The 24,528-nt window shown below is 63.6% G+C and carries 20 protein-coding genes; 17 read left to right on the top strand and 3 right to left on the bottom strand.

The genetic code is table 11. From position 1 onward, the window contains the following. The first annotated feature begins 181 nt into the window (after positions 1 to 181). Genes K7H91_RS15350 through K7H91_RS15380 form a run of 7 tightly spaced genes read left to right on the top strand, consistent with a single transcriptional unit; the run spans position 182 to position 9,213 of the window. Complete coding sequence (locus tag K7H91_RS15350; protein ID WP_230721145.1) at positions 182 to 1,213, top strand: ABC transporter permease; 1,032 nt, start codon at positions 182 to 184, stop codon at positions 1,211 to 1,213. After that, positions 1,210 to 2,070 carry an ABC transporter permease gene (locus K7H91_RS15355; RefSeq protein ID WP_230721146.1) on the top strand — a complete coding sequence of 287 codons (861 nt, stop codon included), beginning with the start codon at positions 1,210 to 1,212 and terminating at the stop codon, positions 2,068 to 2,070. The genes K7H91_RS15350 and K7H91_RS15355 overlap by 4 nt, the downstream gene beginning before the upstream one ends. A 3-nt stretch (positions 2,071 to 2,073) precedes the next feature. Further along, on the top strand, positions 2,074 to 3,756 hold the full coding sequence (locus K7H91_RS15360) for an ATP-binding cassette domain-containing protein (RefSeq protein WP_230721147.1): 1,683 nt from the start codon (positions 2,074 to 2,076) through the stop codon (positions 3,754 to 3,756). Positions 3,757 to 3,809: 53 nt separating this feature from the next. Beyond that, the gene (locus tag K7H91_RS15365) at positions 3,810 to 5,369 is read left to right on the top strand and encodes a hydantoinase/oxoprolinase family protein (protein WP_230721148.1); all 1,560 of its coding nucleotides are present in this window, start codon (positions 3,810 to 3,812) and stop codon (positions 5,367 to 5,369) included. Next, positions 5,362 to 6,489, top strand: a complete 1,128-nt coding sequence (locus K7H91_RS15370) for a DUF917 domain-containing protein (RefSeq protein WP_230721149.1) — start codon at positions 5,362 to 5,364, stop codon at positions 6,487 to 6,489. The genes K7H91_RS15365 and K7H91_RS15370 overlap by 8 nt, the downstream gene beginning before the upstream one ends. A 4-nt stretch (positions 6,490 to 6,493) precedes the next feature. Further along, entirely contained in the window at positions 6,494 to 7,603 is a 1,110-nt protein-coding gene (locus K7H91_RS15375) for a DUF917 domain-containing protein (RefSeq protein WP_230721150.1), read from the top strand. Positions 7,604 to 7,632: 29 nt separating this feature from the next. Beyond that, positions 7,633 to 9,213, top strand: coding sequence for an ABC transporter substrate-binding protein (locus K7H91_RS15380; protein ID WP_230721151.1), 1,581 nt, complete (start codon positions 7,633 to 7,635; stop codon positions 9,211 to 9,213). A gap of 394 nt (positions 9,214 to 9,607) precedes the next feature. On the opposite strand, the gene K7H91_RS15385 is transcribed toward K7H91_RS15380, so the two are convergent. Further along, positions 9,608 to 10,015 (bottom strand): hypothetical protein, encoded by a 408-nt coding sequence (locus K7H91_RS15385; protein ID WP_230721152.1) that lies wholly within the window; start codon positions 10,013 to 10,015, stop codon positions 9,608 to 9,610. Between the two features lie 188 nt (positions 10,016 to 10,203). On the opposite strand from K7H91_RS15385, the gene K7H91_RS15390 reads away from it, so the two are divergent. The 7 genes from K7H91_RS15390 to K7H91_RS15420 all read left to right on the top strand — a co-directional run bounded on the left by K7H91_RS15390 (position 10,204) and on the right by K7H91_RS15420 (position 17,285). Then, on the top strand, positions 10,204 to 11,715 hold the full coding sequence (locus K7H91_RS15390) for an ABC transporter substrate-binding protein (protein WP_230721153.1): 1,512 nt from the start codon (positions 10,204 to 10,206) through the stop codon (positions 11,713 to 11,715). Between the two features lie 151 nt (positions 11,716 to 11,866). Continuing rightward, the gene (locus K7H91_RS15395; protein WP_230721154.1) at positions 11,867 to 12,808 is read left to right on the top strand and encodes an ABC transporter permease; all 942 of its coding nucleotides are present in this window, start codon (positions 11,867 to 11,869) and stop codon (positions 12,806 to 12,808) included. A 2-nt stretch (positions 12,809 to 12,810) separates the two neighbouring features. Further along, positions 12,811 to 13,704, top strand: coding sequence for an ABC transporter permease (locus K7H91_RS15400; protein ID WP_230721155.1), 894 nt, complete (start codon positions 12,811 to 12,813; stop codon positions 13,702 to 13,704). Beyond that, positions 13,705 to 14,820, top strand: coding sequence for an amidohydrolase family protein (locus K7H91_RS15405; RefSeq protein WP_230721156.1), 1,116 nt, complete (start codon positions 13,705 to 13,707; stop codon positions 14,818 to 14,820). It abuts the gene before it with no gap. Beyond that, entirely contained in the window at positions 14,817 to 15,812 is a 996-nt protein-coding gene (locus tag K7H91_RS15410) for an ABC transporter ATP-binding protein (protein WP_230721157.1), read from the top strand. The genes K7H91_RS15405 and K7H91_RS15410 overlap by 4 nt, the downstream gene beginning before the upstream one ends. Then, positions 15,809 to 16,771: an ABC transporter ATP-binding protein gene (locus tag K7H91_RS15415; protein WP_230721158.1), complete on the top strand. Its 963-nt coding sequence runs from the start codon at positions 15,809 to 15,811 to the stop codon at positions 16,769 to 16,771. The genes K7H91_RS15410 and K7H91_RS15415 overlap by 4 nt, the downstream gene beginning before the upstream one ends. Then, positions 16,761 to 17,285, top strand: a complete 525-nt coding sequence (locus K7H91_RS15420) for a RidA family protein (RefSeq protein WP_230721159.1) — start codon at positions 16,761 to 16,763, stop codon at positions 17,283 to 17,285. The genes K7H91_RS15415 and K7H91_RS15420 overlap by 11 nt, the downstream gene beginning before the upstream one ends. Here K7H91_RS15420 and K7H91_RS15425 read toward each other — a convergent pair. Further along, positions 17,255 to 18,049 (bottom strand): IclR family transcriptional regulator, encoded by a 795-nt coding sequence (locus K7H91_RS15425; protein ID WP_230721160.1) that lies wholly within the window; start codon positions 18,047 to 18,049, stop codon positions 17,255 to 17,257. The two genes, K7H91_RS15420 and K7H91_RS15425, sit on opposite strands and share 31 nt — an antisense overlap. A 60-nt stretch (positions 18,050 to 18,109) precedes the next feature. Between K7H91_RS15425 and K7H91_RS15430 the strand changes: the two genes are divergently transcribed. From K7H91_RS15430 to K7H91_RS15440, 3 genes are all read left to right on the top strand, one after another. Beyond that, positions 18,110 to 19,342, top strand: a complete 1,233-nt coding sequence (locus K7H91_RS15430; RefSeq protein ID WP_230721161.1) for an aminotransferase class V-fold PLP-dependent enzyme — start codon at positions 18,110 to 18,112, stop codon at positions 19,340 to 19,342. 106 nt (positions 19,343 to 19,448) lie between these two features. After that, positions 19,449 to 21,251, top strand: a complete 1,803-nt coding sequence (locus K7H91_RS15435) for a DEAD/DEAH box helicase (RefSeq protein ID WP_230721162.1) — start codon at positions 19,449 to 19,451, stop codon at positions 21,249 to 21,251. A gap of 409 nt (positions 21,252 to 21,660) precedes the next feature. Continuing rightward, entirely contained in the window at positions 21,661 to 22,662 is a 1,002-nt protein-coding gene (locus K7H91_RS15440; RefSeq protein WP_230721163.1) for an alpha/beta hydrolase family protein, read from the top strand. A 77-nt stretch (positions 22,663 to 22,739) separates the two neighbouring features. On the opposite strand, the gene K7H91_RS15445 is transcribed toward K7H91_RS15440, so the two are convergent. After that, the gene (locus tag K7H91_RS15445) at positions 22,740 to 24,521 is read right to left on the bottom strand and encodes an ABC transporter ATP-binding protein (RefSeq protein ID WP_230721164.1); all 1,782 of its coding nucleotides are present in this window, start codon (positions 24,519 to 24,521) and stop codon (positions 22,740 to 22,742) included. Between the last annotated feature and the right edge of the window lie 7 nt (positions 24,522 to 24,528).

Raw genomic sequence — 24,528 nt, forward strand, 5'->3', positions numbered from 1 at the left:
CGGTCGCGCATTGCAAAACCTGTCCCTTATTCTTAAAAACCTAGACCTTTTCTATCTTGTCGCATCTTTTTCAGCCCTTCAGACTGAACCCATAAGATCACCGCCGGCACACCCACGATTGTCGGCGGCATAAAGGGAACAGTGGCCCCGACAGGGCCGAGGCTATGGAGCGGCGCATTCGATGCACCTGCGCTATCTGGAGATTTTTGTCAGGCGGCTTGCCGGCTTCGTGCTGGTTCTTTTCGTATTGTCGCTGATGATCTTCGTGCTCGCCCGCGTGGTGCCCGGCGATCCGGCCCGCATGACGCTCGGCCCGAGCGCGACACAGGGCCAGGTCGACCAGCTTCGAGAACGCATGGGGCTCGACCAGCCCATCCTGGTGCAATATGGCCGCTATATCGGCAAGGCGCTTCAGGGCGATCTCGGGGACTCGATCGTCTCCGGCAACCCGGTGAGCCGGGACATCGGGGAATTCCTGCCGGCAACGCTTGAGTTGATCATCGCCACGGTGATTATCGAGCTTATCTTCGCCATCCCCCTCGGCGTCATCACCGCCCGCTATCGCAACAGCTGGATCGACAATGCCGGGCGGCTGTTTTCGCTTGTCGGCGTCACCATCCCGGCCTTTCTGTTCGCGATCACGCTGCAGCTCGTCGCCGCCCGCTTCTTTCCGTCATGGCCCATTCTCGGCCGCGTCGACTACGGTCTCGGCGCGCCGTCCGGGCCTACCGGCTTTCTGCTGGTCGACGCCGTGCTCGCCGGCCGCGGCGATGTGTTTTTGAGCGCGCTCGCCCACCTCGCGCTGCCCGCCACCGCGCTGGCCATGGCCGGTATCGGCCAGATCACCCGCATCACCCGTTCCGCCATGATCGACAATCTTCGGCGCGACCATGTTCTCACCCTGAAATCCTTTGGCGTGCCCGAGCCGGTGATCGTGTTCCGCTATCTGCTGAAGCTGTCGTCGATCGCACCGCTGACGATCATGGGGCTCGAATTCGCCTCGCTGATCGGCAACGCTTTCGTGGTCGAGATGGTGTTTTCCTGGGGTGGCTTCGCCTCCTACGGCCTGACCGCCATCCTGCAGAAGGATCTGAATGCGCTGATGGCCGTGGTCCTGGTCTCCGGCGTCTTCTTCATCGTCGCCAATCTCGTCATCGACATCGTCGTCAGCATCATCGACCCGCGCCTGCGCCTCGGGGAGGCTGGACAATGAGCGAGCAGACAGGCCTGACAGCAGGCTACATGACCTGGTATCGCTTCAGCCGCAATCCGGCCGCCGTCATCGGCGGGCTGATCGTGCTGTCGGTCCTGCTGATGGCGGCCGCGGCCCCCTGGATCACGCCGTTTCCCGACCATGTCGGCGCCGTCGTCGATTTCCGCAACCGCCATGTGGCGCCGAATGCCATCAACTGGTTCGGCACGGACAAGGCCGGGCGCGACATCTTCTCGCGCACGATCTTCGGTTTCCGCGTTTCGCTTCTGCTGGTGGTCGGCGTCCTCGGCATCTCCGTGCCGGTCGGCGCGGTGCTCGGCATGGTCTCCGGCTATTTCGGCGGCTGGTGGGAGCGCATCATCACCGGGCTCACCAATGTCATGCTTGCCATGCCGCCGCTGGTCATGGCGCTTGCCATCGGCAACATCCTCCAGCCGAACCTGATCAACGCGATGATTGCGATCACCCTGCTCTGGTGGACCTGGCACGCCCGGCTCGTCTATCGCGTCACCCGCTCGATCGCGACCGAGGACTTTATCGAAGCTTCACGACTTGCCGGCGCCGGCCCGCTGCATATCCTGTTTCGCGAAATCCTGCCCAACTGCGTCTCGGTCATCTCGGTCAAGACGACGCTCGATGCCGCCTTCGTCATCCTGTTCGGCGCGACGCTTTCCTTCCTCGGCTTCGGGGTGAAGCCGCCGACGCCCGATCTCGGCTCGATGGTGGCCGACGGTCGCCAGTTCCTGCCGGAGAAATGGTGGGAAGTACTCGCCCCCGGCTTCGCCATCTTCTACGCCACGCTCGGCTTCAACCTTCTCGGTGACGGCCTGCGCGACATGTTCGACGTGGAGGCGTAAAACATGGCTGTACTGCTGCTCAAGGTCGAGAACCTCAATATCGCCTTCACCGGCTATGGCCGCCGCAGCCATGTGCTGAAGGATGTCGGCTTCGAGATCGCCGCCGGCGAGCGCGTGGCGCTGATCGGCGAGACCGGCTCCGGAAAGTCCGTGACCTCGAAGGCGATCCTCGGCACGCTGCCCGACAATGCCGTGATCGAAAACGGCGATATTGCTTATCGCGGCACAAGCGTGTTTGCGATGCCGTCCCGGGAGCGGGAGGGACTGAAGGGCACCGCCTTCTCGATCATCATGCAGGACCCGCTGTCCTCGTTCAATCCGGTCTTCAAGGTCGGCCGCCTGCTGGATGACGTGCTTTATTATGCCGACCGGCGCAACGCCGTCGTCAGCAATGCGGGAGATCGCAGAAAGCGGGTCTTCGATGTGCTTCGCCGCGTCCAGCTTGCCGATCCGGAGCGGATTTTCGCGGCCTGGCCGAACGAGCTATCCGGCGGTATGCGCCAGCGCGTGCTGATCGCGCTTTCGCTGCTGCACCAGCCGGAACTGCTGATCGCCGACGAGCCGGGAACCGCGCTCGACGTCACCACCCAGGACGAAATCCTCAAGCTTATCAATCGCCTTGTCGGCGACGAGGGGTTGTCGCTGCTGATGATCACCCACAATCTCGGCGTCGTCCGCCAGACCGCCGACCGGGTGCTGGTGATGCGCCACGGCGAGATCGTCGAACAGGGCACGCTGTCGGAGGTCTTCACCGCCCCGCGGCAGGCCTACACCCGCGACCTGATGGATGCCGTCCCGCCGCTTTACGGGCCACGCGTCGTCAATCAGCCGGCGAGCGCAAAGGCACCGATCGTCACGCTCGAAAATGTAGACAAGGTCTACCAGGCGAAGGGCCTGCTGTTTTCCCGCGGCCCGGGGCACCATGCCGCAAAATCGGTCAATCTCGCGGTCGCCGAGGGCGAGGTCTTCGGGCTCGCGGGCGAAAGCGGCTCGGGCAAGACCACGGTCGCGCGCATGGTCATGCGTCTCGTCAAGCCGACCTCGGGCACCATCCGTGTCGGTTCGGCGGCGGAAGGGGCCGATCCCCGCCGCCTGACCCAGATCGTCTACCAGAACCCCGGGACCTCGCTCAATCCGAAGCGCACAGTGTCGCAGACCCTCTCAGTTCCGCTTGCCTATGGCGGCTACGACCGGACGACGGCGGAGGCGCGCAAGAAGGAGCTGATGGCGCTGGTGCGGCTGCCGGAGAACTTTCTCTCCAAATATCCGCACGAGCTTTCCGGCGGGCAGAAACAGCGTGTCGCCATCGCCCGCGCGCTTGCCGCCGATCCGCGCATCATCATTCTGGACGAGCCGACATCGGCGCTCGACGTTTCGGTGCAGAAGACGGTGATCGACCTCCTTCTAACCCTGAGGCAAGAACTCGGCCTCACCTATGTGATCATCAGCCATGACCTTTCGCTGATGCGCAATTTCTGTTCGCGCATCGCCATCATGCTGAAGGGCGAAATCATCGAGCAGGGCCTGACGGCAGACGTCTTCGCCCGCCCCGAACACCCCTATACCCGCGCGCTGATCGCCGCCATTCCGGTCCTGAGTGACGCGGAAGAGGCCGAGAAACCGAAGGTCAGCGCTGAGGAACGCGCCCGCTTCCTGGTGCAGAGCACCGGCGAGCAGGAGAGATGAGACAAGTGCAGGACCGCGCGCCCGAGGCGCCGGCAAGACAAGGAGACGACCCCGTGTATCGACTGGGAATTGACGTCGGCGGCACGAATACCGACGCCGTGGTAATGGAAGGCAACAAGGTGCTCTCGGGCGTCAAGGCGGCGACCACGGAGGATGTGACGAGCGGCGTCATCGAGGCTCTGGAAGGCGCGATCAGGAAGGCGGGCATTGACCGCGCGAAGATCGGCAACGTCATGATCGGCACCACCCATTTCACCAATGCCGTGATCGAACGGCGGCACCTCAACAAGGTGGCCGCCATCCGCCTCGGCCTGCCGGCAACCGCCTGCCTGCCGCCGATGATCGACTGGCCGGAAGACCTGAAGGGCGTCGTCGGCAATCTCGGCTATCTGGTCAAGGGCGGCTACGAGTTCGACGGCCGCGAGATATCGCCGCTCGACGAGGCCGAGATCGCCCGCATCGCCGGCGAAATCCGCGACAACGACATCAAGGCCGCCGCCATCACCTGCGTCTTCGCGCCAATCAACGACACGATGGAAAAGCAGGCGAAGGCGCTGATCGAAAAGCACTGCCCCGGCCTGCCGGTGGTGCTTTCCACCGATATCGGGCGCATCGGTCTTCTTGAGCGCGAAAGTGCCGCGATCATGAATGCCAGCCTGTTGTCGCTCGCCGACCGCACCGTCAGCGCTTTTGCCAGGGCGCTTGCCGATGCCGGGCTCACCTGCCCGTTCTTCATCACCCAGAACGACGGCACGCTGATGGCCGCCGACACCGTGCGCAATTTCCCCGTTCTCACCTTCGCCTCGGGGCCGACCAATTCGATGCGGGGTGCTGCCTTCCTCACCGGCGTGCGCGAGGCGATCGTGGTCGACATCGGTGGCACGACGAGCGATGTCGGATCGCTGCATCTCGGCTTTCCGCGCCAGGCGGCGACGGTTGTCGATGTCGGTGGGGTCCGCACCAATTTCCGCATGCCCGATGTGTTCTCGATCGGTCTCGGCGGCGGCTCCCTTGTGAGGAACGATCACACCGGCAAGGTCACGGTCGGGCCGCAATCGACCGGCTACCGCATCACTAAGGAGGCGAAGGTGTTCGGCGGCGAGACGCTGACGGCCACCGATATCGCCGTCGCGCTCGGCAAGGCCAGCGTCGGCGATGCCGCGAAGGTCAAGGACATCGACTCGACCTTCGCGAAGGCCGCCGAGGCCGAGATCATCGCCCTGCTTGAAAACGCCGTCGAGCGCAGCCGCATGTCCCCGGAACCGATCCCGGTGATCGCGGTGGGTGGCGGCTCGATCCTGATGCCCGACCGGCTCGGCGACCTCGAGGTGATCCGGCCGGAAAACTTCGCCGTGGCCAATGCCGTCGGCGCGGCCATCGCCCAGATCTCCGGCGAGGTCGACCGCGTCTATGCGCTCGAAAACGGCCTGACCCGCGAACTCTGCCTCGCCGAGGCCGAGAAGGAGGCGACCGAAAAGGCCATTGCCGCAGGTGCTGTCGCCGACACCATCGAGGTGATCGAACGCGAGGACGTGCCGCTCGCCTATTTGCCGGGCAATGCCACGCGCATTCACGTCAAGGTCGTCGGAGAGATGGGAGGCATGAATGCCTGAGACCATCACACGCTCGAAATTCGAATACGATCCCGCCGACATCTGGATCCTGGACCGCGAGGATATCGACGCGCTAGAAATCGGCTCGGCCATTCTCGGCACGGGCGGCGGCGGCAATCCCTATGTCGGCAAACTCAGGGCGCGCCAGGCCATCGATGACGGGTTCACGCTCTCCGTGCTGCCGCTCGACAAGGTGCCGGACGAGGCCTGCTGTGTTTCGCTCGGCGGCATCGGCGCGCCGGTGGTCGGCTATGAACGCATCCGCGAGGGCCGCGAAGGCCTGCGTTGCGTGCGCGCCATCGAGGAGATGCAGGGCTTTCCGGTCGACCTGATCGTGTGCGAGGAAATCGGCGGCTCCAATGCCATGGAACCGCTGATCGTCGGCGGTATGACCGGCCTTCCGGTGGTCGATTGCGATGGCATGGGCCGCGCCTTCCCGGAAATGCAGATGACCACCTATTCGATCTACGGCCACACTTCGACCCCGAGCGTGATGTGCGACGTGCACGGCAATATCGTCATCTTCCAGCATGCCGTGACGGAACTGTTCCACGAACGCATGGCGCGGGCCTGCGTGGTGGCCCAGGGCGGCGGCTCGGACCTTGCCTCCGCGCCAATGACCGGCACGTTTCTGAAGAAATTCGCCATTCCGAATTCCTACACGCAGGCGGTCTCGCTCGGCCGCGCGGTCATCGACGCCAAGCGCCGGCACAGCGACCCGATCGCCGCCATCTGCGAACGGGAAAACGGCCGGCATGTGTTCTCGGGCAAGATCACCGACCTGAAGCGCCATCTGCGCGGCGGTTTCGTGGTCGGCGAAGCCATGCTGTCCGGCATCGACAACCATCATGGCGAGGATGCCTCCGTCCTGATCCAGAACGAGAACCTCGTCTTTACCCGTGAGGGCGAGGTGGCGGTTTCGGTTCCCGACCTGATCGTTGTGCTCGATATCGACAGCGGCCACGCCATCACCACCGAAATGCTGCGCTACGGCCAGCGCGTGGCGATCCTCGCTTTGCCGTGCCATCCGCTGCTGCAGTCTCCGGCAGCGCTCGAGGTCGTCGGCCCGAAGGCCTTCGGCTTTCCCGATATCGTCTATCGACCGGTCGCGGGAGGCTGAAGACATGGCGAAAACACTGATCACAGCCGACGACCTCGACGCCATCGCGCTCGGCGGCGCCTTTCTCGGAACGGGCGGCGGCGGCGATCCCTATATCGGCAAGCTGATGGCCCGCGCGGCGCTCGCCGCAAACGATCCGGTGACGCTGATCGACCCGACCGATGTCGGCGACGACGATCTGTGCGTACCGGTGTTCATGATGGGCGCGCCAACCGTGATGCTGGAAAAGCTCCCGAGCGGCGCGGAGATCATGGCCGCGCTTGACCAGCTCGAGACCTATCTCGGCAAAAAGGCGACCGCGCTGATGTGCGTGGAAGCGGGCGGGCTCAACTCGACCATTCCCTTCGCCGTGGCGGCCGCGACCGGCCTGCCGCTGATCGACGGCGACGGCATGGGCCGCGCCTTTCCTGAACTGCAGATGGTCTCCTTCACCATGTCCGGCATCAGCGCGACGCCGCTGGTGCTGGCCGACGACAAGGGCAATTCCGTCCTGATCAACGCCGTCGACAACCTCTGGACCGAGCGGCTGGCCCGTGCCGATGCCGTGCAAATGGGCGGCGCGGCGCTGGTCGCCGCCTATTCCATGACCGGCGCGCAAATGCGTGACAGCATCCTGCCCGGCACGATGACGATGATCCGCGAGATCGGCGAAACGCTGATGGCCGAGCGCAAGGCGCACCGCCATCCGGGCGCGGCGCTGCGCACCCGGTTCTCAGGCCATCATCTGTTCACCGGCCGTTTGAGCGATATCGAGCGCAAGACGGTCGGCGGCTTTGCCCGCGGCCGCGCCATCATCAAGGGCACGGACGCCTTTGCGGGGCGTGAGTTCAGCATCGATTTCCAGAACGAGTTTCTCGTCGCCCGCGATGACGCCGGCACCGTCCTGGCAACGACGCCGGACCTGATCTGCGCGCTCGATGCCGATGCCGGCATGCCGGTCACCACCGAACAGATGCGCTACGGCCTGCTCATTGAAATAACCGGCCTTCCGGCCGATCCGAAATGGCGCAGCGATGCGGGGCTGAACCTCGTTGGCCCGGCCTATTTCGGTTACGACCACGCTTATGCGCCAGTGGAAAATATCAACAATAACAAAAGCGTAAACCCGGACTGAACAAAGCTCATAAAAGAGAGGAACTTGCAATGACACGGAAAATGCTTGCAATCGCAGGGCTGGCTTTGGCGGCCTCGGCAACGACGGCCCTGACGACCGCCCGCGCCCAAGACGACAAGGTCTCGATCGTGGTGAACGCCACCCAGGTGTTCGGCACCATCGATCCCGCCCGCATCAACGACTACACCGAATACATGGCGGCCGTGAACCTCTATGACGGGCTGACGACCGTCGCCGGCGACGGCTCGATCATTCCCCAGCTCGCCGAAAGCTGGACCGTTTCCGACGACAACCTCACCTACACGTTCAAGCTGAAGGACGGCGCCACCTTCCAGGACGGCTCGCCGGTCGAGGCTTCAGACGTCGTTTACACGTTGAAGCGCCTGCTGGCCATCAACGAAGGCCCGTCCTACCTGTTCTCCAAGCTCATCGATCCGGAAAAGCTGAAGGCAATCGACAGCCATACCGTCGAAATCGGGCTGACAAAGATCTACGCCCCGTTTCTGACCACGACCCCGCTCATTCTTGTCGTCAACGAGGCGGCGGCGAAGGCCAACAGCGACGATGAATGGGCAAGCGACTACATCGCCAACCACAGCATCGGCGCCGGACCCTACATGCTGGCCTCGTGGAACCGCGGCTCGCAAATGGTGATCGACCGCTATGGCGACTATCATGCCGGCTGGGAGCGCGGCCGCCCGATCGACGAAATCCGCTTCGTCATCACCAATGACGAAGCCACGGTGAAGGCGCTTGCAACCAAGGGCGAACTTGGCATGTCGGCCGACTCTCAGGCAACGGAGACATACGACGCAATCGCCGCGATGGACGGCTACAAGATCATCGAAACGCCGACGGCAACCGCGCTCTACATCAAGATGAACACCAAGCTGCCGCCGACCGACGATATCCATGTCCGCCGTGCAATCGCCTATGCCACGGATTACGACACGATCCGCGAAGCCATCTATCCCGGTTCGCCGCTTTCCGGCCCGATGGCGCCGGCCTTTGCCGAGGCCTATCCCGATGACCTTCCGACACCGGAATACAATCTCGAAAAGGCCAAGGAAGAACTGGCCAAATCGAAATATGCCGGGCAGGACATCACGCTGACCCATTCCTATGTGGCCGGCCTCTCCTTCGAGGAAGACATTGCGCTGCTGATGCAGGCCAATCTCGAGCAGATCGGCATCACGCTCGATGTTCGCCCGGAACCGTGGAACCGGATCACCGAGCTTGCCAGCCAGCCGGAAACGACGCCGAACACGACCCAGGTCTTCAACGGCCCGAGCTACCCATCGCCGGACAGCGTGTTCTACGTCCAGTATGATTCCGCGGCCGCCGGTACATGGGCGTCGATGGAGTGGTTGCAGAACCCGGAGATCGACACGCTCATCGACGATGCCCGGACCACGACCGATGTCGACAAGCAGAACGATATCTACAAGGAGCTTCAGCGCAAGATCGTCGATCTGCAACCCGATGTCTTCCTGCTAGTCGAAAACCGCCGCTATGCCGCAAGCGACTGCCTCCAGGGCTATGAATTCGTTCCGATGATGAGCTGGGATACCGACTTCTCGCGCTTCACCTGGGACTGCAGCGCCGAATAGCCTGATTGCATGGAGGACGTTACCTCCGCAGTCCGAACCGACCGTATCGAGCGGGGCTGGCCAGATGGCTGGCCCCGCGTGGTCTTTTCAAATGCCTTTCGCTCTTCAGCGAAGTGGTTCGCGCTCAAAATGGCTACCGGGAGGCGACACCCGGAAATCGTAAAGCACCCCCGCTTCGAACGGCCGGTTTGTTCGGCCGATGTCCCTTCTTCCGCAGCCCACCGGCAGTATTCCGCCTCTTGAGGGGTGAGGTAATAGTAGGCCATGCCGGACGCGCCAGCCCTCCTCGCATAACCCTCGCCGAACCGGTCACCGCCAAATCGGGGGGCAATCCTGAGCCTGCCGGCGCTTCGAAGATGATCAGCTTTCGTGAGAAGGAATTCTCGTGCGTCTATCAGGCTCCCCGGAAGACGGGCAGAATGTCAAACGGTCTCTTGAGAACCGGACCCAGGCAACCTGTTCGACGCTGACGCCTGCGGAAATCCAAAGTGCAGTGTCGCTCAGTGTTCGCATGACCAAAGGTCTTGATGGGATGTGGACAAACGACCCCGGCATCGACTTCTTTTGTTTCCGCATCATAGACCGTCGTCTCAAGACTTAAGCCGCGCAGCAGCGGCGCAAGTGTGCTGGTCAAGTCACTACCTTTGCGAATTGCAATAAGATGATTTTCGTCCCCCGTAGCAATGATGCGGCGGACACCTGCTTCTGTCAGTACAAAATTTCCCTGCGCATCGGAAAAACGCGCAGCCGCTTGCCTGTCGAGGTAGATCGGCACGGCTTCTCCAACCGGAATCTCGACCATTTTCGAGATCGCATGATCGTGAATCTCGATGTTTTGGCGGACCTAATCGGCTCAAAGCATAATGCGATGAGAAGCGGCGGGGCGAGGATTGGCCAGTCGAGGGCCCGGAAACAAATCCGTTGACAGCATATCGAGCAATTTATATTCTCTTAAATGGGACTATATTACATAATAATGGAGCAGCAGTCATGAAACGTCTTATCTCTCAATTGTCATGCGCTTCGGCGCTAGCGCTCGCGATGGCCGTGTCCGGCCACGCCCAGGCGCAAACCGAAATCGACGTCGCCATGATCGGCGAACCCGATACGTTCGACCCCATGGTCTCCACCAAGGACGTGGTCAGCATCGTGACCCAGCACTTCGTCGAGACCCTGTTCACCTTCGACGACAATTGGGCGACGGTTCCGCTGCTTGCAGCGGCCATGCCCGATGTCAGCGATGACGGGCTGACCTATGTCATTCCGATCCGCGAAGGCGTCACCTTCCACGATGGCTCCACCATGGATTCGGCAGACGTTGTCGGCTCGCTGGAGCGCTGGCTCGAAGTGGCCTCCCGCGGCAAAAGCGTTGCCGCTTATGTCGACAGCGTCGAGGCGACCGGCGACTATGAGGTGACCATCAAGCTCAACCAGCCTTACGCGCCGCTTCTTTCCCTGCTCGCATTCTCAAACTCGGCGGCGGTGGTCTATCCCGAGGAGATCCTCGCCGACCATATCGACAATGTGGTCGGAACCGGTCCTTACGAGATAGCCGACTATGTGCCGGACCAGTACATCCAGCTCGTCCGCTTCGACGGCTATACCCAGCCGACGGGCGCGGCCGAACGCAAACAGATTCCCGATGAAATCCGCTTCGTGCCCGTTGCCGATCCGAATACGCGGGTTGAGGGCTTGCTTTCCGGCCAGTTCGATTTTGCCGACAGTCTGTCGTCGGAATCTTATGACAGGCTGGAGTCGAGCGACGTCGCCGAGCCATTGCTGCTGGAGCCCTTCGGTTGGCCGCTGTTCGCAATGAACCACAAGAAGGGCATGATGACCGATATCGAGGTCCGCAAAGCCGTCCAGGCCGCCCTGCCCTTCGACGACATGCTGTATGCCGCCTTTGGCGACGAGAAATTCTATCAGGTCGAAGGCGCGATGTACCCGGAAGGCTGGGTCTGGAACAATGACGGCGGCGTCGAACTCTATAATCAGAACGATATAAAAGCCGCCGCCGAGCACCTGGAGAAGGCGGGTTATGACGACACGCCGCTACGCATCCTGACCTCGCGCCAGTACGAGTTCCACTACCAGATGGCCCTGGTCGCAAAAGCCGCACTTGAAGCCGCCGGCTTCAACGTACAGATGGATGTCGTGGACTGGGCCACGCTCGCCGAGCGACGCAACAACCCCGATCTGTGGGATATCTACATCACCCACTCCCCGTTCCTGCCCGAGCCGGCGCTGATCTCCAGCTTTTCAGCCGAAGCGCGTGAAGGCTGGAATGATCCGGTCAAGAACGAGATTTACGCCCGTTTCACCACCGAGACGGATCCGGAAACCCGCAAGGCCGTATTCAAGGAACTCCAGACCGAACTTTACGAGAATGTCGGCTTCATCAAGCTCGGCAACTTCAATGCGCTTCAGGGCAAATCGAAGACGCTCGAAGGCGTCAGCGCCTCGCCGTGGCCGCAGTTCTGGAATGCCTCGACGTCCGAGTAACGAGGCATGCCGGCGCGGCATCATGATCGCTGCGCCGGTGGCTCCGGAAACGGCCGGCCGCTGAAAAGTCCTTCATGGCCGCAGGACGTTGAATGCGGATATTGTCAGGAGCTCGCATATGCTTCGTCGATATGCCAGGGAATCGAACTGAATGACAAATTACCTCACCAGGCGTTTTATCGGCATGGTGGTCGTGACCTTCCTGGTCCTGACGATTGCCTTCGTGCTTGTGCGGCTCGCGCCGGGAGATCCGGCGGCCCTGATGCTGGGGCCGGACGCGACGCCTCAGGACGTCATGGATCTGCGCGCCAGCCTCGGCCTCGATCAACCGATCTTCGTGCAATACCTCACCTTCGTCGCCAATGCCGCACAGGGCGATCTCGGCCGCTCGCTGTTCTTCGACAATTCGGTGACCTCGGTGCTGGCGGCGCGGGCCGAACCGACCGTGTTCCTGTCGCTGTTCTCGCTGATCTTCGCCCTCGTCATCGCCACGCCGATCGGAATCTACGCCGCCTACCGGCGCGGCTCGGCGCTGGATCAGTCGGCGGTGACGACCGCCATGCTCGCCGCGTCGGTTCCGAGCTTCCTGACCGGCCTGATCTTTCAGCGCTATCTCGCCACCGAACTCGGCTGGTTTCCCGCCTCCGGCTATGGCGGGCCCGATGCCGGTTTCCTCGATCGGATGTGGCATCTAGTGCTGCCCTCAATCACGCTCGGCATCGTGAACTCCGCGCTGATCCTGCGTTTCACCCGCGCTTCGATGCTGGACATTCTCAGCGAAGACTATGTGCGCACCGCCCGGGCCAAAGGCATGAGCGAGCGCCGCGTGGTGCTGCGTCACGCGCTCAAGAACGCCGGCATTCCGATCATCACCGTCGTCGGGCTCACCTTCGCGCTGCTGGTGGCCGGCGCCGTGGTCACGGAGCGGGTGTTCAATCTGCCGGGGCTTGGCAGCCTGGTGGTGAATGCGGTGCTGCGGCGGGATTATCCAGTGATCCAGGGCACGCTCATCGTGGTGGCGATCCTCTACGTCTTCATCAATCTTCTGACCGACCTTCTCTATCTGGTCATCGACAAGCGGGTGCGGTACTGACCATGGCCGATACGACACTTTCCTCCAGCACGCCGGACACGGCCGAACCGGAAGGCACGGGCGAACCCGGTTTCTTCCGTGTCCTGCTTGCGCGGCGCTCGGTTCAGGTCTCGCTGGTCGTGTTCCTGACGATCGCGATTCTCTGTCTGTTCGCGTCGCTGGTGGCGCCCGCCAATCCCGATGCGATGTCGGTGCGCGAGCGCCTGCAGGGACCGAGTGCTGCCCACTGGTTCGGCACGGATGCGTTCGGACGCGATGTACTGTCGCGTCTTCTCTATGCCGGGCGTTCCTCGCTCAGCATCGGACTTTCGGTGGCGATCCTATCGTCGCTGATTGGCGTGGTGATTGGCCTGACGGCAGGCTTCTTCAGCCGGCTCGACTGGCCGTTTTCGCGGTTGATCGACGCGATGATGGCGTTTCCGGACATCCTCATGGCGCTGTCGCTCGTCGCGATCTTCGGCGGCACCCTCACCAATGTCGTAGTCGCGCTCTCGATCGTTTATGCGCCGCGCGTCGCCCGCATCGTCCGCGCCTCGACGATGGTCATCCGCGAAATGCCTTATGTCGAGGCCGCCCGGGCTCTGGGAACGCGGACTTGGCGCATCATGATCACGCATGCGCTGCGCAATATCGTTTCGCCGATCCTGGTGCAGGCCACCTTCATCTTCGCCTATGCGATGCTGGCCGAGGCCGGCCTCTCCTTCCTCGGCATCGGCGTCGATCCCGAGACGCCGACCTGGGGCATTATGGTGAATGAGGGCCGCCAGTACCTCGACTCAGCCATCTATCTCATCCTGTTTCCGGGTGTTGCCATATCGCTGTCCGTACTGACGCTCCAGATCGTCGGCGACGCGCTGCGCGACGCTCTCGACCCGCATCTTGCCAAGGAAGCCTGAATGTCTCTCACCCTCGTTAATTTCCGCATTATCGGGTTCGATGACGCGCCCGATCAAATCCACATCGGCGATGACGGCCTGGTCGCGAAGAACGCCGCGCCGGACGCCCGGCTCATCGATTGCAACGGCGCCTTTCTGTCGCCCGGCTGGTGCGACCTGCATGTCCATGTCTGGCATGGCGGCACGGACATTTCGGTGCGGGCCTCGCAGGCAGGCCGGCCGACCGGCGTCACCGCCATGGCCGATGCCGGCTCGGCCGGTGAGGCAAGCTTTCACGGTTTGCGCGAATACGTGATCGAGCGCCAGTCCGAAACCGTCCGGGCGTTTCTCAATATCGGCTCGATCGGCCTCGTCGCCTGCAACCGGGCGCCGGAACTGATCGACTGGCGCTCGATCGACATCGACAAGACGCTGGCCGTGGTCGAGGCCAATCGCGACGTCATCTGCGGCATCAAGGTGCGCGCCTCGGGCGTGATCGTCGGCTCCTGGGGGATCACGCCCGCCAAGATCGCCAAGCGCGTCGCCGAAATGACCAAGCTGCCGCTGATGGTGCATGTGGGCGAACCGCCGCCGCTGATTGACGAGGTTTTCGAACTGCTGACGCCGGGCGATATCGTGACCCATTGCTTCAACGGCAAGGCGGCCGGCTCGATCCGCGACACCGATGCGCTGTTCAAGATGGCCCAAGACATGGCGGCACGGGGCATATTGATGGATATCGGCCACGGCTCGGCCTCGTTCAATTTCGAGACGGCGCGCGCCTCGATGGCCGATGGCCTGAAGCCGTTCTCGATCTCGACGGACCTCCATCTCCACAGCCTCGAGGATCCGGTGCGCGACCTCGCGACCACCATGTCCAAGCTCTACGGCGTCGGATTGTCGTTCGAGGACTGCATCGAGGCGGTCTGCGCCGGACCGCGCGGCGTGCTCGGTCTCAGCGGGCGCGGCGGTCTTGCCGCGGGCACGCGCGCCGATTTCACGGTTTTCGATTTCGCCGAGGCCTCCCTGCCGGTCCTCGACAGCCAGGGCAACAGCATGACGCTGGAACGGCTGTTCGAGCCGCGCATGACGGTGATCGGCAACGACGTTCAGCCGGCCGCGCGGAGGGCCTCATGAACGAGGACGCCATTCTGGATGTCCGGGGACTGAACGTCCGCTTTCGCGGCCAGGGGCGCGAGGTGGCGGCGCTGCGCGACGTCAGCTTCAGCATCGGCCGCGGCCGGACGCTTGCGCTGGTGGGCGAGAGTGGTTCCGGTAAATCGGTGACCTCGCTGGCGCTGATGGGCCTGCTGCCGCCGAACGGCAGGATCGCGGCGGGCACGCTCGCCTATCGCCACCGCGACGGCCGCGTGCTCGAACTGACGGAACTCGGCGAAGCAGAGCGGCGCCGGCTCCGCGGCGTCCAGATGTCGATGATTTTCCAGGAGCCGATGTCGTCGCTCAACCCGCTGTTCACGATCGGAGATCAGATCGGCGAGATGCTGCTCCTGCACGACACCATGGACGCGGCGACGCGGCGCAGGCGCACGATCGAAATGCTGGAACTGGTCGAGATCCCCGAAGCCGCGCGGCGGATGGACAGCTACCCCCACGAACTCTCGGGCGGCATGCGCCAGCGGGTGATGATTGCCATGGCGATGATCTGCAAGCCGTCGCTGCTGATTGCCGATGAGCCGACGACGGCGCTCGACGTCACCATTCAGGCCCAGATTCTCGACCTGATGCGGCAGTTGCAGAAGGATTTCGGCATGTCGATCCTGTTCATCACCCATGACATGGGCGTGGTGGCCGAGATGGCGGACGATGTCGCGGTCATGTATGCCGGCGGGGTGGTGGAGCAGGCCGGCGTCGACGCGCTCTTCAACGACACCCGGCATCCTTACACCAAGGGGCTTCTCTCCTCGATACCGGGGCCGTGGCGCCGCCGCGGCGAACGGCTGGTGCCGATTCCGGGATCCGTGCCGCCGCTTGCCAGCCTGCCGCCGGGATGCGCATTCGCGCCGCGCTGCGGCTATGCCGAGCCGCGCTGTCGCGAGCCGGTGGCGCTGACGCGCAAGGCGCCCGACCATCTCGCCGCCTGCATCCTGGAAGGTAGTCTGGCGCCATGACAGAGCCGTTTATCAGCATTCGCAACATGACCAAGACGTTCGGCCCCGCGAGCGACCCGGTCTATGCCGTCAACGACGTCAGCTTCGATATCCCGAAGGGGTCGATAACGGGGCTGGTCGGAGAAAGCGGTTCGGGAAAGTCCACGCTGGGGCGCAGCCTGCTCAGGCTGATCGAGCCGACATCGGGCAGCACGGTTTTCGACGGCTGCGACCTCAACAGCCTGAAGGCCGGCGATCTGAGGGCCATGCGGCGGCGCATGCAGATGGTGTTTCAGGACCCGGTTTCCTCCCTCAACCCCAGGCTTTCGGTCGAGGCGATCATTGCCGAAGGTCTCGTCGCACATGGCATCGGCTCGCGGCGCACCCGCCGCGACAAGGTGGCTTCGCTTCTGGAAGAGGTCGGCCTCAGCGCCGACCACATGCGGCGCTATCCGCATGAATTCTCGGGCGGCCAGCGTCAGCGCATCGGCATTGCCCGCGCGCTCGCGCTGGAGCCGGAATTCATCGTCGCCGACGAGAGCGTTTCCGCCCTCGATGTGTCGATCCAGGCGCAGGTGCTCAATCTGCTGCTCGATCTGCGCGAACGGCGCAACCTGACCATGTTGTTCATCGCCCACGACCTGTCGGTGGTCGATTATCTCTGCGATCAGGTCGCTGTCATGTATCTGGGCCGGCTGATGGAAATCGGTCCCGCCGCCGATATCCACGAACGTCCGCGCCACCCCTACACGCTGGCGCTGAACTCGGCAATTCCGATGCCGCGGCCTGGCGCCGCGCGCAACCGGGAGGTTCTCAAGGGCGATATCCCCAGTCCGATGTCGCCGCCATCCGGATGCGTCTTTCGTACCCGATGCGCGCATGCGCGCGAGATCTGCGCCTCCGGCATTCCCTCGCCCGTGGAGGTTTCCGCGGGTCATTACAGTCACTGCAAGAGAATAGAGGCAATTGGTGAAAATTGATAATTTGCGGGAATCGCCCGAGGCGAGGCTCGTCCGATCCGGCCTCGCGCTCCCGGCGGATCCGCCCCGGCCGGTCGGCTCGTTCTGCAACGTACGCCGGTCCGGCAACCTGCTGTTCGTATCCGGTCAGGGGCCCGTGCTCGCCGATGGCACGCTCATGACCGGGAAGGTCGGCGACACGGTTTCGGCGGAAGAGGCGCGCGAACATGCCGAACTCGTCGCGATCAACATCCTGACCGCCCTGCGCGCGTTTTGCGACGGCTCGCTCGACCGGGTGAGAGGCGTGGTGAAGCTGCTTGGCCTCGTCAACGCGACGCCGGAGTTTTCGCGCCACCCCTATGTCATCGACGGCGCCTCGGATCTGCTCGCCCCCATCTTCGGACAGGCCGGCATTCACTCGCGCTCCGCGTTTGGCGTGGGCTCGCTGCCGAACCAGATCACGGTCGAGATCGAGGCAATCTTCGAAATCGATGCGGACGGCATTCAAGCCGGAACAATGGCGGACGTTCTATGACCCACGGCGCGCTCGACAAGTTTTGCGGCCTCGCGCACCTGCACGGAAATGCTGTCGAACTTCTCCTCGAGCCGGTGGCGCGGCATGACCACGGACATGGTGAGCTGGCAGGCGCCATCAGCGTCGCGGATGGGGGCGGCGATGCAGACCACGCCCTCCTCGGAACTGCCCGACTGCACCGAAAGCCCTTCGAGAAAGTCCTTGCGGCTGCGCTCGGAAAGAGCTGCCGGATCGGTTTCGGCAAGCCCGGTGTTGGAGGGACGGGCGCTTTCGGCGAAGGCGGCGGTGCGTTCGGCCGGATCGAGGTGGCCGAGCAGAAGCAGGCCCGAAGCGGTCCAGTTGAGCGGAACGCGGGTGCCGACATCGGAGGTCACGCGAAAGTGGCCCTCGCCCTCGGCCATGCCGATGACGACCATCATGCCGCCGTCGCGGGCGCAGACCTGAACCATCTCGCCGGTTCGCCGGCTGAGCGCGAGCATCTCCTTCTCGGCCTCCACATACATGTTCATGCGCGAGCGGTAGGCAAGGCCGTAATGCATCAGCCGCGGTCCGAACCAGACAAGGCTCTCGGACGTCCGGCTCAACATGCCGCGTTCGACCAGTTCATCGATCAGTCGGTAGATCGTGGAAACCGGCGCGGCGGCGCTCTTGGCAAGTTCGTAGGCGGTCATGGGACGCCTGTAGTCGAGCAGGATATCCATGATCTGCAGCGTCCTGTCGATACCGCTGGTGCGCGAGCGCGGCGCTTTGCTGGTGTCTTGCATTCCAGTTCCGACCTTCCTTGATTGACGTCATCTTATTTCATAATTATGGAGTATTTTTCAATGGGCAATGACCAACCCTCCACAACGCCGGACTGGCGCTGGCACGACGAAAACGGCTTCCGGCGCGTCGTCAACGTCGCCGGCACGATGACGGGGCTCGGCGCTTCGGTAGCGCCCGCCCCGGAGGTTTCGCGCGAGACGGCGGCCGCCACCGAGCGTTTCGTCGACATGCATGAATTGCAGGCGCTCGCCAGCAGGACGATTACGGAACTGACCGGCGCCGAGGCGGGCTGTCTGACGGCTTCGGCGGGAGCCGGCATATCGCTTGCGGTGGCGGCCTGCATCACCGGCCTCGACCCGGCGCGGGTGGAGGCGCTGCCTCTCAACCCCGGCCCGAAGTCGGGGGTCGCGGTGCAGATGGGGCATCTGTGCGAATACGGGTCCTCGATCACGACCGGGGTCGCGCTCGCCGGCGCGAATGTCCGCGTCGCCGGCACGGCGACGCTGTGCAAGGACTTTCAGCTTTCAGCGGTTCTCGACGAGAACACCGCGGCCGCGCTTTACGTGGTGTCGCATCACGTGGTGCATTACGGCCAGATCCCGTTCGAGCGCTTTGCGCGGCTTGCCCATGAAAAGGGCGTGCCGGTGATCGTCGACGCGGCCTCGGAATATGATTTGCGCGGCTTTATCGAGAAGGGCGCGGACCTGGTCATCTATTCCGGGCACAAGTTCCTCGGCGGCCCGACCTCCGGCATCATCGCCGGTCGGCGCGATCTTGTGCGGGCCTGCTATCTGCAGAATATCGGCATTGGCCGCGGCATGAAGATCGGCAAGGAAAGCATCATGGGCGCGATCGCCGCCATGCGGGCCTGGATGAAGCGCGACCACGCGGCGATCCGCGCGCGGGAGACAGCGGCGCTCGAACTCTGGCGCGAGGCGCTCAGCGATCTCCCCGGCATTTCCGCCTATCGCGTCCCCGACCCGACCGGCAATCCACTGGAACGGCTGCAGGTCGACGTCGATCCGGACAAGGCCGGCGCGGGCGCTCCCGTGATCGCGGCCGCCCTCAGCAGACGCGATCCGGCCATCATCGTGCGCGGCCACGAGGCCGAGCTCGGATACTTCCAGCTCGATCCCTGCAATCTTCTGCCGGGCCACGCCGAACTCGTCGCCGCAGCGCTCAGGGACGAAATCTCGCGCGGCGCATGGGAAGAGATCGACCCGGAAGAAGCGCTCGCCTCCGCACGCAACGGCGGCACGGAAGGCTACCTGCGCTGGCTTGGCAACGGCTGAGGCATGCCTTTATCAGCGATCGCTCCAAGGGGCGCGGTATTCGGCAAACTATTGCTATCCACAGCGCATACATGATGTTATTCGGCGGCTCACAAAGGTGGTGCCCATGACCCCGAATACCGATACCAACGCCAAATCCCCGTTTGCCGCGATCCATCCGGCCCTTGCCTCCGCCATCGCGGCGAAAGGCTACAGCGCGCTGACGCCGGTTCAAATGGCGATGACGAATGAAGATCACGGTGACGCCGATCTCCTGGTCTCGGCGCAGACGGGCTCGGGAAAGACGGTCGCCTTCGGCATCGCCATCGCGTCGACGCTGCTTGGAAACGGCGCGCGGTTCGATGCCGCCGCCGCGCCGCTCGGTCTGGTCATCGCGCCGACCCGCGAACTTGCCATTCAGGTCCAAAGGGAGCTGGAGTGGCTCTACGCGACCGCTGAGGTCAGGATCGCCACCTGCGTGGGCGGCATGGACATGCGCAATGAACGCCGCGCGCTCGACCGTGGCGCCCATATCGTCGTCGGCACGCCCGGACGCCTGCGCGATCACATCATGCGGGGCGCGCTGGACCTCGGCGCCATTCGCGCCGTGGTGCTCGACGAAGCCGACGAGATGCTGGATCTCGGTTTCCGCGACGACCTGGAATTCATCCTCGGCGCCGCACCGCAGGAGCGCCGCACACTCCTGTTTTCGGCGACCGTGCGGCGCGGCATCGCCGAACTGGCCAGGACCGTCCAGAAAAACGCGGTGCGCATCGAGACGATGGCGTCCACCGCGCAGCATGCCGACATAGAATACCAGGTGATGCTGGTGCGGCGCGACGAACGCGAACACGCCATTATCAACACCCTGCTCGATACCGACAGCGCAAGCGCACTGGTGTTCTGCCACACGCGCGAAGCCGTCCGCCATCTGACGGCGCGGCTGGCAAATCGTGGCTTCGCGGTGGTTTCGCTTTCGGGTGAGATGGCGCAATCGGAGCGGTCGAATGCGTTGCAATCGATGCGCGACGGGCGCGCGCGTGTCTGCGTCGCGACCGATGTCGCGGCGCGCGGCATCGACCTTCCGAATCTCGACCTCGTGGTCCACGCCGACGTGCCGAGCAATCCGGAGACGCTGCTGCATCGCTCCGGCCGGACCGGCCGCGCCGGCCGAAAGGGCATCTGCGTGCTGATCGTTCCGGAAAACAGGCGTGGCGCGGTTCGGCGCGTGCTTGCATTGGCGAAGCTGACGGCGACCACCCGCGCGGCCCCCGGCATCGCCGATATCGAGGCGCGCTACCGCCGACGGATCATCGATGCGGCCGCCTCTGCCGCGCCCCCCAACGGAGCGGAGGTGGAATTCGTGGCCGAATTGCTGGACCGGGTGGGGCCCGAGCGCATCGCGGCGGCATTCCTGCGCCAGCAACTGGCCGCAAACCCCGTTCCCGAGGAGCTCGTGCCGCTGCCCGTCGAAACGCTCGAGAGCAAGACGCCGGGTCGCGACCGTCGGTCCGCAGACAAACAAGCGTCGGTTCGCGAGGCGCGCGGCCCGGACCTGCAGGACGGCGTATGGTTCACCATCTCGCTCGGGCGCAAGCAGCGCGCCGATCCGAAATTCCTGCTGCCGATGATCTGCAACGCCGGCGTCGTGACCAAGCGCGATGTCGGCAAGATCAAAATCGACGACACCGAAACCCGTTTCGAAATCTCCGCCGACAAGGCCGCCGGTTATGCGAAACAGATCAGGCAGCCAGGCAGTCTCGAAAGAGGGATCATGATCGCGCCGGCTGGCGAGATGCGCGAAAAGCCGAGACAGGCGAAACAGAAATTCAAGCAGGACGGCAAGCCGCCCCGCAAACATCCGGCCCCATCGGTCGACCGCGGCAAAACCGCGAAACACAAGGGCCGCAAACCGAAGCGCCCTGCCTGATCGAAGCGTTTCGGCCCAGCCCCGCCTTGATGGCCGCGTTCGCGAACCACGCGCGACCGACCCAACGTCCGGCTTGGAAGCGTGACGCTGCCTTAAAAAGGCCGGCTAAGCCTGAGGGACATGGTCCATGGTGAAGGGCAGCGTGAGGTCTTGATGGGATACGAACCGGCGACCCGGTTGTCATGATATCGCTCAACTTTGAACTCCTGGAAACCGAACACATACGAGAAGCGGGGGGACGTACATTCGTACCGGCCGGCACCCGACGCTAGCTGCCAGCATCCCCGTGCGGCAAGATTGGAATGCCGAGGACGGGCCCAATCTGGTTTGATGGCTGTTTCAGCTTTGCATTCAATCCGCCGTTTCCATACCTATAGCGTCAAATCGTGAAATATGGAGATCGCAACAATTGAGACGGCGCGCGGTACTGACAACCGTTGTGGTTATGGTGGTCGCCGCGGGATTTCTCCTCTGGCGGCTGACTGATCATGACCTCGACCGGCGCAACAGCGAGCGCTTCGATTTCGTGTCCGCGGGCGAAACCGTGTCGGGGACGCTCTGGCTTCCCGACGGGGCGCCGAAGGCGGCGGTCTTGCTCGTCCATGGTGACGGCGCTCAGGATCGCACCTCGGCGGGCGGATATGCGCCGCTGATCAACACAATGCTCGATCAGGGCATCGCCGTAGCGTCGTGGGACAAGCCTGGCGTTGGCGCGTCTCAGGGAAACTGGCTGCGCCAGACCATGGAAGACCGCGCGGACGAAACGCGCGGTGCGCTCGAACGCCTGGCCCGGCGTTTCGATGGCCTTGCGCGCGGTGCTGTCGGCTTTTCGCAGGCCGGCTGGGTGCTGCCGCAGCTTTCATCGGACGATGCGGATTTCATTGTGCTGATCGGCGCAGCCGTGTCCTGGCAGGATCAGGGGGACTACTATACGCGTACAAGGCTTTTGCGCGAGGGGCTTGATCCACAGGCAATCGATCGGGCGATTGCGGAACAAAGCCTTAAAGACGAGCGCATCTTCGGGCCGGAAGCGGCCGGCCCGCCCGCCGGGATGAGTGCCGACCGCTGGCAGTTCATCAGGATCAACCGAGACGCCGATGCGCGCGATGCGCTGGCCCGGCTCGATCTGCCTTTGCTCGCGATCTGGGGCGCGGACGACCTGAATGTCGATCCCGCCCGCAATGCGGCGATCTTTCGCGCGCTGTTGGCCGGGCGGGACAAGGAGACCGAAATCATCATCTGGCCTAAGGCCACGCACGGCCTTCTGAAAGCCTCCGCCTACAACTGGCAACTGACCGAAGAATGGCCATGGTTTGCAACGGCCCGGTTTTTCCTCGAAGGCCGGCATGCCTTTGCGCCCGGCGCGCTCGATACGGTAACCGAATGGATCCTCGCCAGAGACCAAGACTGACCAGCGTCCGATCGGCCACGCCAGCCACGGATTTCGCCGGTGCGGGCCGAGGTCGGACGGTTCTTTGCCCTCGCCGATCATGCGCCCCGCGTCAGGCCGGCATAAACGCCGTCGAGCGCCATCAGCCGGTCATGACTGCCCTGTTCGACGATGCGGCCCGCCTGCATGACCACGATCAGATCGGCATGGCGGATGGTCGACAGCCGGTGCGCGATGGTGATCGTCGTGCGCCCCTTCGACATCCGCTCGAGCGCCTGCGACATCGCGCGTTCGGTGCGGGTATCGAGCGCGCTGGTCGCCTCGTCCAGAAGCAACACCCGGGGGTCGCGCAGAATGGTGCGCGCCAGCGCCAGACGCTGCTTCTCGCCGCCGGAAAAACGGTAGCCATCATCGCCGACCAGCGTGTCATAACCCTCTGGCAGGGATGCGACATGGTCGTGGATCTGGGCGATCCTTGCGGCCGCGACCAGTTCGTCGTCGCTCGCCTCCGGCTTGGCAAAGCGCAGGTTCTCGGCCACCGATGCATGCAGCAGATAGGGATCCTGCGAGACGACGCCCAGCATGTCCGACAACGACTGAAAGCTGAGGTCGCGCAGATCAACGCCGTCGAACCGGATTGCGCCGCTGTCGACATCATAAAGCCGCGCCAGCAGGTATCCGAGCGTGGTCTTGCCCGAACCCGTGGGGCCGACAATCGCCACATGGCTGCCGGCCGGAATGGTCAGGCTGATATCATGCAGGGCGGGACGCCCCTCCTCGCGATAGGCGAAGCTGACGTGATCGAGCGCGACATCGCCTCGCATCGCGGCCCGCGGGATCGTCACGGGATCGGCCCGTTCGGTGATTTCCACGGGCTTGTCCAGATATTCGAAGATCCGCGCGAACAAAGCGCGCGTCTTGCGCGTGTCGCGACCGATTTCCAGCAATTGCTCGAACGGCCACAACAGCTGTTCCTGCAGCGCGATCATCGCCACCAGCGTGCCGATGCTGGCAGGATTGCCGGTCTGCATCAGAAGGCCGCCCGCCAGCAACGTCATCGCCGGCAGGATCGCCAGCGCCAGGCCGATCAGCGACCATTGCCATTCGCCGGCGGTGCGCGACTGCACTTCCAGCTTTGCCAGATCGCCGGAAATCCGCGCGAAACGCTGCGTCAGATGGGTGCCTCTTCCCATGGTGCGCGCAAGGATAATGCCCGAGGCCGAAAGCGTCTCCTGAACGGCGACGGACATGTCGGCGGCGCGCGCCTGCTGCTGATAGGTCAGCGCCTCGCGCATCCGCGCCACGCGGCTGCTGATCAGCACCGTTCCCGGCACGATGAAAAGCACGAACAGCGCCAGACGCCAGTCAAGGATCAAAATGGCGATTGCCGCCATGATCACGGCGCTCAGTGAGCGTCCCAGCTCATTGGCGGTATCGGTGACCAGCGATTGCAGCCCGTCGATGTCGCTGGCGATCCGTGACTGAACCTCGCCAACGCGGGTGCCAGTGAAAAAACGCAGCGACAGGCTCTGGAGATGGGCGTAGAGCCGCACCCTAAGATCATGCAGGACCGTCTGTCCGATGCGCGAAGCGAGAATAACCTGACCGGCGCCGATGACAGCCGACAACAGCGCGACAAGCACCATGCCCGCGACGAGCCAGAGCAGCAGGTCGATATCATTTTGCGGCAGGGCCTGATCGATGATCGCGCGCAACAGGAATGGACCCGCCAGACCGGTCGCGGAAGCAACCACCATCAGCAGCATGACCATGGCGATCCGCTTTCGATAAGGCGCGAACAGGACCAGCACGCGCCGCATGGACACATGCCTGGCGGCGATGCCGTCATAGGCGTCGGGGTCGTGGAGATGATCTGACATCGGTAAT

The organism is Martelella mediterranea (assembly GCF_021021415.1).
Classification (GTDB): Bacteria; Pseudomonadota; Alphaproteobacteria; order Rhizobiales; family Rhizobiaceae; genus Martelella; species Martelella mediterranea_C.